The 11,822-nt window shown below is 65.3% G+C and carries 12 protein-coding genes; 9 read left to right on the forward strand and 3 right to left on the reverse strand.

The features are described from left to right. The first annotated feature begins 19 nt into the window (after window positions 1-19). A complete protein-coding gene (locus tag ACWEO2_RS03695; protein WP_452403919.1) occupies window positions 20-1,162 on the forward strand; it encodes a cytochrome P450 in 1,143 nt (380 codons plus the stop codon). A 367-nt stretch (window positions 1,163-1,529) separates the two neighbouring features. Then, a complete protein-coding gene (locus ACWEO2_RS03700; protein ID WP_452403920.1) occupies window positions 1,530-2,387 on the forward strand; it encodes a class I SAM-dependent methyltransferase in 858 nt (285 codons plus the stop codon). An 8-nt stretch (window positions 2,388-2,395) separates the two neighbouring features. Here ACWEO2_RS03700 and ACWEO2_RS03705 read toward each other — a convergent pair whose 3' ends face one another. The 3 genes from ACWEO2_RS03705 to ACWEO2_RS03715 are packed head-to-tail and all read right to left on the reverse strand — an operon-like array spanning window position 2,396 to window position 5,668. Further along, window positions 2,396-3,682: an FHA domain-containing protein gene (locus ACWEO2_RS03705; protein ID WP_452403921.1), complete on the reverse strand. Its 1,287-nt coding sequence runs from the start codon at window positions 3,680-3,682 to the stop codon at window positions 2,396-2,398. Then, window positions 3,679-4,122 carry a hypothetical protein gene (locus ACWEO2_RS03710; RefSeq protein ID WP_354956699.1) on the reverse strand — a complete coding sequence of 148 codons (444 nt, stop codon included), beginning with the start codon at window positions 4,120-4,122 and terminating at the stop codon, window positions 3,679-3,681. The genes ACWEO2_RS03705 and ACWEO2_RS03710 overlap by 4 nt, the downstream gene beginning before the upstream one ends. A 4-nt stretch (window positions 4,123-4,126) precedes the next feature. Further along, window positions 4,127-5,668, reverse strand: a complete 1,542-nt coding sequence (locus ACWEO2_RS03715; protein ID WP_452403922.1) for a hypothetical protein — start codon at window positions 5,666-5,668, stop codon at window positions 4,127-4,129. 117 nt (window positions 5,669-5,785) lie between these two features. Between ACWEO2_RS03715 and ACWEO2_RS03720 the strand changes: the two genes are divergently transcribed. From ACWEO2_RS03720 to nuoF, 7 genes are all read left to right on the forward strand, one after another. After that, window positions 5,786-6,196, forward strand: a complete 411-nt coding sequence (locus ACWEO2_RS03720; protein WP_452403923.1) for an Rv3143 family two-component system response regulator — start codon at window positions 5,786-5,788, stop codon at window positions 6,194-6,196. A 418-nt stretch (window positions 6,197-6,614) separates the two neighbouring features. After that, complete coding sequence (locus tag ACWEO2_RS03725) at window positions 6,615-6,983, forward strand: NADH-quinone oxidoreductase subunit A (RefSeq protein WP_452403924.1); 369 nt, start codon at window positions 6,615-6,617, stop codon at window positions 6,981-6,983. 77 nt (window positions 6,984-7,060) lie between these two features. Then, the gene (locus tag ACWEO2_RS03730) at window positions 7,061-7,615 is read left to right on the forward strand and encodes a NuoB/complex I 20 kDa subunit family protein (RefSeq protein ID WP_354956693.1); all 555 of its coding nucleotides are present in this window, start codon (window positions 7,061-7,063) and stop codon (window positions 7,613-7,615) included. Further along, on the forward strand, window positions 7,612-8,382 hold the full coding sequence (locus ACWEO2_RS03735; RefSeq protein WP_452403925.1) for an NADH-quinone oxidoreductase subunit C: 771 nt from the start codon (window positions 7,612-7,614) through the stop codon (window positions 8,380-8,382). The genes ACWEO2_RS03730 and ACWEO2_RS03735 overlap by 4 nt, the downstream gene beginning before the upstream one ends. An 8-nt stretch (window positions 8,383-8,390) precedes the next feature. Beyond that, window positions 8,391-9,740 carry an NADH-quinone oxidoreductase subunit D gene (locus tag ACWEO2_RS03740; protein ID WP_452404150.1) on the forward strand — a complete coding sequence of 450 codons (1,350 nt, stop codon included), beginning with the start codon at window positions 8,391-8,393 and terminating at the stop codon, window positions 9,738-9,740. Continuing rightward, complete coding sequence (nuoE, locus tag ACWEO2_RS03745) at window positions 9,737-10,498, forward strand: NADH-quinone oxidoreductase subunit NuoE (RefSeq protein ID WP_452403926.1); 762 nt, start codon at window positions 9,737-9,739, stop codon at window positions 10,496-10,498. Before ACWEO2_RS03740 ends, nuoE begins: the two co-directional genes overlap by 4 nt. Further along, window positions 10,498-11,811: an NADH-quinone oxidoreductase subunit NuoF gene (nuoF, locus tag ACWEO2_RS03750; protein WP_452403927.1), complete on the forward strand. Its 1,314-nt coding sequence runs from the start codon at window positions 10,498-10,500 to the stop codon at window positions 11,809-11,811. The genes nuoE and nuoF overlap by 1 nt, the downstream gene beginning before the upstream one ends. The last annotated feature ends 11 nt before the right edge of the window (window positions 11,812-11,822 follow it).

An 11,822-nucleotide genomic window follows, 5' to 3' on the forward strand; every position in this document is an offset into this window, starting at 1 on the left:
GCGAAGACAGTATGGCTCTTTGGCGCCGGTCGAATTGGCGCCGGGCGTACCCGCCACGCTGGTAATCGGCTACAGCACCGCGGTGCGAATCCTCAACGATCCCGATCACTTCCCCGCCGACCCGCGCGCCTGGCAGACGACGGTCCCCGCCGACTGTCCGATCCTTCCGCTCCTGGAGTGGCGTCCCATGGCCAGCAGAAGCACCGGGACGGACTTCGTGCGTTATCGGCAGGCGATCACCGCGAGCATCGACGCCGTGGACCTCTACGCCATGCACGACATCGTGGAGAATATCGCGACCCCCCTGATCAACAGCTTCTGCCAGGTGGGCCGCGCGGAGCTGATCAGCCAGTACGTGTACCCGCTGGTGTTCGAAGTCGTCAATTCCATGCTCGGCTGCCCACCGGAGATCGGGCAGCAGGTCGCCGCCGGCACGGCCGCGCTGCTCGAGGGGGTCGATGCCGAAAAAGGCAGCCAGATGCTCGGCGCGGCACTGATGAATCTGGTTACCCTCAAACGAACGGAGCCCGGAAACGACATCACCTCGGTCCTGCAACAGCATCCGGCCGCTCTGGATGACGTGGAGGTCTCGCATCACGTGTCGCAGGTCTACGGCACGGGCATCGAGTTCGAACTGAACCTCATCGTCAATACTCTCCTGCTGATCCTCACCGACGAACGTTTCGGTGACAGTGTCCTGGGCGGGAATCTGTCCTCTCGGGAGGCCTTGGATGAGGTGTTGTTCGATGACCCGCCGCTGGCGAACCTACTGATCACCTACCCTCGCCAGCCGATCCTCGTCGACGGCGTGTGGCTGCCCGCCAATCAGCCGGTCGTCATCAGCATGGCCGCCTGCAACAACGACCCTGCCATCCGCACCGATGACCTGACAGGTAACCGCTCCCACCTGGCTTGGGGCATCGGCCCACACGCCTGCCCCGCGCAATCCCTTGCCTATTTGATCGCTCAGGATGCCATCGACCAGCTCCTCGATGCCCTGCCCGAAATCCGGCTCGACAAGCGGGACGGCACGCCGATCTGGCGGCCGGGGCCCTTCCACCGGGCACTGACGGAACTGCCGGTCACCTTTCCGCCCGCCTCTCCGTTGAACGCGAACATCGAACCCGTACGTCCACCCGACCCGCACACAGCCAGAGGCTAGTGGGTGCGGCCGTACCCCTACATCGGCCGATGTAGGGGTACGGCGCTACGACTACGAGCGAGCCCACCGCTCGTACCGGTCGATCGAGTCCGCTTCAGGCTGCGGGAAGGGGTGGGCGGTGGAGTCCGGGGGGCACGACACCCGGACTCCACCCGACTGGCGATCGACTGATCGCGCAGGCTGTCAGCCGAAATTCGCCGTTGCGATGATTGTGGCCCAAATACCGGCTCAACAGCATGTTTCCCTGTTACGAGCCCGTGAAATTCGTATTCCCAGACGGCCCGATTTCCGTCCAGGTTCTATCGGAGGGCATCGCCACACCTGACCATGCCCGACGAGGGCGCGCGGCTGTGCCAGACTGGCGCGCATGACCGGTGGGGAAGGGTTGATCACCAATGTGTCCGATACCGCGCGGTGGGTGGCCGCCTACCGGGCCACCGAGACGGCGCGGGCGGACGCACTCTTCCGTGATCCACTCGCGCAACGGCTGGCCGGGGAGCGCGGCCATGCCATCGTCGCGGCCGCGCCGCGCATGCTGCGCGGCGGGTGGGCGGTGGTCACCCGGACCAAACTCATCGATGACCTGATCGCGACCGCCATCGGCGAGGGCTGTGACCGGGTGCTCAATCTCGCGGCCGGACTGGACACCCGCCCCTATCGCCTGGACCTGCCCGCCGATTTCGTCTGGGTGGAGGCCGATCTACCCGCACTGACCACCGAGAAGGACGCCGCTCTCGCGGACGAGAAGCCGCGCTGCACCCTGATCCGCCGCGGCGTCGACCTCGCCGATCCGTCCGCGCTGGCGCAGTTCCTGGACGCGGCACTCGGCCCGCTGGGACCCGAAAACTCCCCCGCCACAAAGGCTTTGGTGCTCACCGAAGGCTTGCTCATGTATCTCGACGAGGAAACGGTCCGGACCATGGCCGCCGCCCTCACCCGGCCGGAGATCAGCTGGTGGGTCATGGACATCACCATGGCGATGAGGCGCCTACGCGCCAGTTCGATGTTCGTGAACGCGCCACTGAAATTCGAACCGAGCCATGGCATCGCCTACTTCGAGGAGCTCGGCTGGCAGCCTCGCGAGGTCGAACATCTGCTCGTGCGCGCCCGCAAGTTCCACCGCGCCCCGTGGTACCTGCGTCCCTTCACCTACCTCCCCCAGCCCAACCCACGCAAACCGGGCCGCAATCCCTGGTCGGGAATTGTTCGCTACCAGCGCGGCTAGCACACGGCTCAGAACTGGCTGTGCGGGGAGTCGAAGGTGAGGACGCGACCGCCGAGCAGGATCTGGCAGCCCGCGACCAGGGTGGTCGGGTGGTTCGGCATCGCCCGGATCCACTCCTGATGCCCGGGCATCCTGATGTAGGTACCGTTGGCCGACCCCTGGTCGATCGCGGTCACCTCCCACTCGACCAGCCGAATCTCCACATGCGCCCGCGACATTCCTCCCGACCGGTCCGGCAACCGAATCGGTCGCGCACCGCGCCGCACCGCCGCCGCATGCTCGGGTTCCCGCCCGAGAACGATGTCATTGTCGAGTACGAACGACGTTCCGTCATCGAGCATGAGCAACCCGAGCGGCGGGCGAATCCCCTCGGTCAACACACAGGTCAACTGATCCATCCGAATCCCGCACACCGCGCAGAACGACACCCGCGGATCATTCAGATGCTGTCGCGAACACATGAACCCCCGAACAACAACCCCGCCGTCATCGGGCATCACCACCGGTACCACCCCGCGGGTACGAACCGGCACTGGAATCGGCACATTCGGCACCAAGGTATCGGTGTCGAACTCCGGATCGCGCCGGGACTCCGCACTCGGGCCAGCGCCGTCATCCACCTCAGCACTCTTGCGAAGCCCAACCGGTTGTCCCACCGGGACACTCGATGACGGATTCGGCGAGTCCCCCACCCCGCGGTCCACATCGTCGGATTCCACCGAACGAGAAGCAGCTACGCCCGACTTCCGTGCAGCCGGTGCACGATCCGCCGCAGGCGCGCCGAACCATAGCACCGCCCCGGCCCCTGGCACGGTGCCCGCTTCGAGCCCCGCGATACCGCGCCCCGGTAGCGCGCTCGGCCCGTCCTCGTCCACGAACAACCCCACCCCCACATCGGGTGCCGGAATCACCACCCGATCCACGGTGAATCCGGCATCCCTGCCGTGCAGCACCTCCGCGCGATCCGAACTCTCCAGCACCGCCGTCACCCCGCCGTGCAGAAACAATGCCACCCCGTCCGCACTCGGGGTGATCACCCCGAACTCCACCTGATCCTCGTTGTCAAGATTCATCAACCACGTGGTGGCAAGGCGTGCGAATATGCGCCCGGTGCGGGGTTTCTCCTCGGCAACGGCCTCCCGCGCCAGCCCGAGCAGCGCCGTCATCGTCCGACCCGCGGGCGATTCGGAACTCGCCGCGATATCGGCGCGGTGGGCGACCACAACGACCACCCCATCGGCATTCGCGATCAGATGCGTACCACCCGGCAGCACCTCGAGCTGCGGATTGATCACAGGAATCGACCACCCCGGAACCGCCACCTGTGGAACACCAACCGCATCGGCCCGTTGACAATGAGCCAGAACACGATCCAGGTGACGGTGAACTGGATGAGGAATGCCGTCAGCGATGGGTGCAGCGCGCGCGGGAGCACGATGGTCGTGTGGTCTACGAGGACCCACATCAGCGCCGCCTCGTTGACGATCGTCCAGAAGCCGAACAGTGTCGGCCAGTCCTTCTCCCACCGGAACTGCTGTAGGAAATGGTAGAGCAGCTCCCACAGCACACCCACGAGCACGGTCGTGAGCAGCACCGACAACGTCACGCGATACGCCTGACCCAGGGACAGCGATCCGGTCGGCAAAACCGGGGTAATGATCACCGCGACAAGGAATCCGAGGATGCCGAGTGCGAGTATGCGGGTCTGGATTCGCCCGTTCAAGGTGAGCAGCATTGGTTCAGATCTTCTTGTCCGTCGCCCACAACCACCATTGCCGTGACGAGCGCAGCGGTCCCATGCGTTGGCAGAAGCCCAGCGCCGCAAGATCGTCCGCGATCTCCTGCGCCGCGATCTGCAAGCCGAGGAAGGTATCCACCCCAGGAAACGGACCACCCAGCGTCGCGCTACCCGATGCATAGATGCGTCCGCTGCCGCTTCGCGTGCCGATCAATTCGAAGGTGGTCGCCACATCCATCCGCCCCACCGGATTGCGTCCGGCCCCAGCGTGATCCAGCAGATCTGCCAGCAAGCGATGTTCGCGCACATCGGCCTCCAACCCGGTGCAGTCGATGATGTAGTCCGCGGCGGTATCGAAGGGCTGGGTCGGTGGCGGAAACGGCAGCGGCGCGCTCGGATCCGGCACGATGGTCGTGATCACCCCATCCCGCCCGGGCGCGGGCCGCAGATCGCGCGCCGTGCCCGCCAGCACCTGGTACCAGCCCTGCTTGCGACCGCGCCGCAATTGCTCCTGCCAACCGTCGCGGATGGGGGTGCTGGTGCCGCCCATCTCCTGGTAGGCCCGCGCGCGCCGTTCACCTTGCAGCGTGCGCATTTTCGCCTTGAGCTGCCCGCCCCACACCGACTTCGGATAGTTGAATCCCTGATAGGACCAGCCGTCACCGGACCTGCGGCGGTTGAAGAGGTTCGAGCCCTGCGTCTTACCCACATAGTGGCGGAACAGATGCAGAATCCGGGTATCGAGTTGAAGCTGGTCGCGATCGTCGATAATCCGCTGCAACACCCGGCTGGCCACGATCCCGCTACCGCGAATCATCACCGTGCACGGCCGGCGCTGCAGGGCCTGGTAGACGTGCTCATGCGGTTCGTAAGCATTGACCACCCGCGTCGGATCGCGATACTTCTCCCGATATTCCTGCAGATCGGGCAGCAACTTCAGCCCCGGATACCCAACGGCCACATGGACATACGTACTGCGGAACGCGATCCGCTTGGTCGGTGTCGCACCGGCGGGCGGGGTGAGGATGGTGAAATATCCACCGCCGTGCCGCTTGCGCACCATGCGTACCTGCCCTTTGTGCAACGATCCCGCATACCCGATCCGATGGAACTCGCGCTCCATCGAAGCGAACGCCTGCCCCGCCCTCGGCGTGTAGTAATTGGCGAAGATCGGCTCGGTGAACACATTCCACAGGGGCCGGATCGTTTTCTCCGCCAACGCCTCACGCACCGCATAGGACGGAAACCCCCAGATATTGTCCGGCGTCGACGCCGAATCACTGCGCAACCGCTCCCCGCGCGGAATCTGCGACACCCGTGTCAGATACTCATACGACGACCATGGCACCTCCTGCGGTCCGAGCACCGCCATCGACGCCACCGCGACACCGTAGATCCGCAGGGTGTCATAGGTGACGAAGGACCCGATGCCACTGCCGATCGTCACGAACGCAACGTCCACCACCGGAATCCCCGCCCGGCCCACCATCTCATCGGTCCACACGTCGGTTTCGACGAGTTCCTGGGTGATATCTCCCCGCATTTTCGGGATGCTACCGGCCGGAACTTAGCAATGGCTTTCGATTGCCTTACCCGACGCGCACCACCGATCTGCGCCAACCTGCCACGCCGCGCCCCCTCGCGGACGTACCATCCCTGCGTGGCCGACGCGATTCGTTCCACCCCGCTGCGGGTTCTCGTCTACAGCAACGACGCCGATACCCGGCGCCAAGTGATGCTGGCACTGGGCAGACATCCGCACCCCGAACTACCCGCCTTCGAGTACCTCGAGGTGGCGACCGCCCCCGTGGTCATCGAGCAGATGGACGCGGGCGGTATCGACCTGGCCATCCTGGACGGGGAATCCGCCCCGGCGGGCGGCCTCGGCATCGCCAAACAGCTCAAGGACGAGATCGACCAGTGCCCACCGGTTCTGGTGCTGACCGGTCGCCCCGACGACGCCTGGCTCGCGAACTGGTCACGCGCCGAGGCCGCGGTGTCGCATCCGATCGATCCGATCCGGCTGACCGAGGCCGTTGTCGCGCTGCTGCGCAATCGCACCGCGGCCTGACCGAATTTCGCTGGTCAGCCCCGATAGCCACATCGTGCCTGCGTCATAAGACGCGGGCACTTGAATGTCACGTGACGGGCAATCGCCTAGCGATCCGCGGACCGGATTACCGCCGATTCAGTCATAAATAGCAGTCCCGTTTTCGATCAAACACCCCATTCGAATACACGGTCGACCCGTCGCGTCAGTTGTAGGCTGTGCCGTAGCTCACATGGGCGCGAGCCTCGATATGACAGACCCGCGCGGTGCGAGCAGGCCATGAGGCGAGTCTGACCGAGGCGGACAACGACGTCAGCCCGCCTCGGAAGCTGCCGTCATTCCGACGCCGACCAGCACCATCCCGGCGCCGTCGGGGGATATGACGCCCAACCGCCAGCTATAGCTCGCAAGGAGGGGAAGTGCAGTCGTGAATATCGAGATGCCCACTCTGGTCCTCGGCGCGGTCGCCGCCGCGTTCGCGGTTTTCTCCATCATCCTCTCGGCCCTCGTCGGCCCGAAACGACACAACCGGGCCAAACAGGAGGCCTACGAGTGCGGCATCGAACCGACACCGCACGCCGTCGCGGGTGGGCCGGGAAATGTTACCGGACAACGCTTTCCGGTGAAGTACTACCTCACCGCCATGCTGTTCATCATTTTCGACATCGAGATCGTGTTCCTCTACCCGTGGGCCGTCCACTTCGATGCGCTCGGTCTCTTCGGTCTCGCCGCGATGGCGCTGTTCATCTTCAACGTCTCCGTGGCCTACGCCTACGAATGGCGGCGCGGCGGTCTCAGCTGGGACTGATCGCCCGTATGGCCATGGCATACCGAGCAATACGCCGCCAGCGACATACGCACAGTGGAAGTGAGAGTTAGTCGAACATGGGTCTCGAGGAAAAACTGCCCAGCGGCTTCCTGCTGAGCACGGTCGAAGATTTCGCCGGATACCTGCGCAAGGGCTCACTGTGGCCCGCCACCTTCGGTCTGGCCTGCTGCGCCATCGAGATGATGGCCACCGGTGCCGGACGTTTCGATATCGCCCGCTTCGGCATGGAGGCGTTCCGCGCCTCACCGCGGCAGGCCGATCTGATGATCGTCGCGGGCCGGGTCAGCCAGAAGATGGCACCGGTACTGCGTCAGGTCTACGACCAGATGACCGAACCGAAATGGGTGCTGGCCATGGGCGTTTGCGCGTCCTCGGGCGGCATGTTCAACAATTACGCCATCGTGCAGGGCGTGGACCACGTGGTGCCGGTCGACATCTACCTGCCCGGGTGCCCGCCCCGCCCGGAAATGCTGTTGAACGCCATCCTGACCCTGCACGCGAAGATTCAGGAGATGCCGCTCGGCGTCAATCGCGAAGAGGCCATCCGCGCCGCCGAAGCGGCCGCGCTGGCGTCCACGCCGACCATCCGGATGGAGGGTCTGCTGCGATGACCTTCGATACCCCCGACAACACCGAGACCAGGACACCGCACGAGTTCATCGATGCCGCGGCCACTGCCGGTCCGGAAGGCACACCGCCGGAAGCGGATTCGCCACCGGCCGAGGTGATCGGTGTGCGACGCGGCATGTTCGGCGTCAGCGGGACCGGCGACACCTCCGGGTACGGCCGTCTGGTCCGCCCAGTGACACTGCCGGGCAGCACCCCCGCGCCCTACGGCGGCTATTTCGACGAGATCGTCGGCGAACTCCATGCCGCCCTCGGCGCGGTCGATACCCGCTGGGAGAGCGCCATCGAGAAGGTGATCGTCTTTCGCGGCGAACTCACCCTGCACGTGCGCCGCGAACACCTCGTCACCGTCGCCATGGCATTGCGTGATACCGCCGCCCTGCGTTTCGAGCTGTGCCTCGGCGTGAACGGCGTGCACTATCCCGAGGACGCGGGCCGCGAATTGCATGCGGTGTATCACCTCATGTCGATCACGCACAACCGGCGCCTGCGCATCGAGGTGTCCGCACCGGACGCCGACCCGCATATCCCGTCGCTGTTCAGCGTGTATCCGACCACCGACTGGCATGAGCGGGAAACCTATGACTTCTTCGGCATCCTCTTCGACGGCCACCCCTCGCTGACACGCATCGCGATGCCCGACGACTGGCGTGGCCACCCCCAGCGCAAGGACTACCCGCTCGGCGGGATCCCGGTCGAGTACAAGGGCGCGCGCATTCCGCCGCCCGACGAGCGGAGGGCGTACAAGTAATGAACGACATCGACACCCGGCCCGGCGTCAACAACGACACCGGGCCCGACCCCGCTGGCAAGCCGAAGCCGGAACCGACCGTGGTGACGGTGGCCGGCCAGGACTGGGACGCGGTCACCGAAAACCTCGACGGCGCGGGCGAAGAACGCATTGTCGTCAATATGGGCCCACAGCATCCGTCCACACATGGCGTGCTCCGGCTCATTCTCGAGATCGAGGGCGAAACGGTCACCGAGGCCCGCTGCGGCATCGGCTACCTGCACACCGGCATCGAGAAGAATCTCGAATTCCGCAACTGGGCGCAGGGCACCACCTTCGTGACGCGGATGGACTACCTCTCGCCCTTCTTCAACGAGACGGCGTACTGCCTGGGCGTCGAGCGACTGCTCGATATCGAGGATCAGATTCCCGAGCGCGCCACCATCGTTCGCGTCATGCTCATGGAACTCAACCGGATCTCCTCACATCTGGTGGCGCTGGCGACCGGTGGCATGGAATTGGGCGCACTCACTCCGATGCTGTTCGGTTTCCGGGAACGCGAACTGATCCTGGACGTCTTCGAGACCATCACCGGCCTGCGCATGAACCACGCGTACATCCGCCCCGGCGGCCTGGCCCAGGATCTGCCCGATGACGGCGTCACCAAAGTCCGTGAACTGCTTACTCTTTTGCCCAAGCGACTGCGCGATATGGACCGTCTGCTCACCCAGAACCCGATCTGGAAGGCGCGCACCCAGAACATCGGCTACCTCGATCTCACCGGCTGCATGGCGCTGGGCATCACCGGCCCGGTACTGCGCTCCACCGGTCTGCCGCACGATCTGCGCAAGGCCGCGCCGTACTGCGGTTACGAGAACTACGAATTCGACGTTCCCACCACCACCGGCTGTGACTGCTACGGCCGCTACTGGATTCGGGTGGCGGAGATGAAGGAGTCACTCAAGATCGTCGAGCAGTGCCTGGACAAACTGCGGCCCGGCCCGGTGATGGTGGACGACAAGAAGATCGCCTGGCCCGCCGATCTGCAGCTGGGCCCGGACGGACTCGGCAACTCCCCCAAGCACATCGGCCGCATCATGGGCACATCCATGGAGGGACTCATCCACCACTTCAAACTCGTCACCGAGGGCATCCGGGTTCCCGCGGGTCAGGTGTATGTGGCCGTCGAATCGCCGCGCGGCGAACTCGGCGTGCACATGGTCAGCGATGGCGGCACCCGCCCGTATCGCGTGCACTATCGTGACCCCTCGTTCACGAATCTACAAGCGGTGGCGGCGATGTGCGAGGGCGGGATGGTCGCCGACGTCATCGCCTCCGTCGCCAGCATCGACCCGGTCATGGGCGGAGTAGACCGATGAGCACAGCATCGCATAGCGATTCGATGAGGGGTGGTGGCCGGGTGACGGGTGGGCCCGAGATCTTGCTGAAGCTTTCCACCCGGCCGCAGCCGTTCGCACCGTATGTGCGCGAACGGCTCGAGATCGATGCGAAAGAGATCATCGCCCGCTATCCGGAGCCGCGCTCCGCACTGTTGCCGCTGCTGCATCTGGTGCAGGCCGAGGAGGGCTGCGTCACCGGCACCGGGATCGAATTCTGCGCCGACCAACTCGGCTTGACCGGTGCGGAGGTCACCGCGGTGGCCACCTTCTACTCGATGTACCGGCGCACCCCCACCGGCGACTACCACGTCGGTGTCTGCACGAACACCCTGTGTGCGGTGATGGGGGGCGACGCCATCCTCGATGCCCTGCGGCAGCGCCTCGGTATCGGACACGGCGAGACCACCCCGGACGGGGCGATCACCCTCGAGCACATCGAGTGCAATGCCGCATGCGATTTCGCGCCGGTGGTCATGGTCAACTGGGAGTTCTTCGACAACCAGACCCCGGAATCGGCTGCTGCACTGGTGGATTCGCTGCGCAGGGGAGAGCAGGTGACGCCGACGCGCGGCGCCCCGCTGTGCACCTTCAAGCAGACCGCGCGCATTCTGGCCGGATTCCCGGACGAGCGCCCCGGCGTCCTCGACGGCGCGGCGGGTGAGGCGACGCTGGCCGGGCTGCGGGTCGCGCGGGAACAGAATATGCAAGCGCCGGAACCGAATTCGGAGGATGTGTGATGACACTGACTCCCGTACTCACCCGGTACTGGGATGACCCACAGTCGTGGACCATCGAGCACTACCGGCGCCACGACGGCTATCAGGCGCTGCGCAAAGCCCTGCGCATGCAACCCGATCAGATCATCCAGACAGTGAAGGACGCGGGCCTGCGCGGACGCGGCGGCGCGGGGTTCCCGACCGGCATGAAGTGGAGCTTCATCCCGCAGGGGGCGGGACCGGACGGGGTGACCAAACCGCACTACCTGGTGGTCAATGCCGACGAGTCGGAACCCGGTACCTGCAAGGACATTCCGCTCATGTTGGCCACCCCGCACACCCTCATCGAGGGCGTGATCATCGCGGCCTATGCGATCCGGGCGGCACACGCGTTCATCTATGTGCGCGGCGAGGTGATTCCGGTGCTGCGGCGGCTGCAGGCCGCGGTCGCACAGGCGTACGCGGCCGGATTCCTCGGCAAGAACATTCTCGGCTCGGGCTACGACCTGGAACTGATCGTGCACGCCGGAGCCGGTGCCTATATCTGTGGTGAGGAAACCGCACTGCTGGATTCGCTCGAGGGGCGGCGCGGCCAGCCCCGGCTGCGGCCGCCGTTCCCGGCCGTCGCGGGCCTGTACGCGTGCCCGACGGTGGTCAACAATGTGGAATCCATTGCCAGCGTGGCGCCGATCATCCTCAACGGCACCACCTGGTTCCGGTCCATGGGCAGCGAGAAGTCCCCGGGCTTCACGCTGTACTCGCTGTCGGGTCATATCGCCCGGCCGGGCCAATACGAAGCGCCACTGGGCATTACGCTGCGCGAACTGCTCGGCTATGCCGGTGGCGTGCGGGCCGGACATCAGGTGAAGTTCTGGACGCCGGGCGGTTCGTCGACACCGCTGTTCACCGACGAACACCTCGACGTGCCGCTGGACTACGAGGGCGTCGCGGGCGCCGGATCCATGTTGGGCACCAAGGCACTACAGATCTTCGACGACACCACCTGCGTCGTGCGCGCGGTACTGCGCTGGACCGAGTTCTACGCCCACGAATCCTGCGGCAAATGCACCCCCTGTCGCGAGGGCACGTACTGGCTCGTCCAACTGCTCACCCGCATCGAGGCGGGCCGGGGCACCACATCGGATATCGAGAAGCTCCTCGATATCAGCGACACCATCAACGGCAAGTCGTTCTGCGCACTCGGCGACGGCGCGGCCAGCCCGATCATCTCCTCGCTGAAGTACTTCCGCCAGGAATACCTCGACCATCTGCGGCTCGACGGCTGCCCGTTCGATCCCGCGCGATCCACCGCCTGGGCCGAAGGAGTCAAATGAGTACAGCATCG

It is taken from the genome of Nocardia sp. NPDC004278, assembly GCF_053602975.1.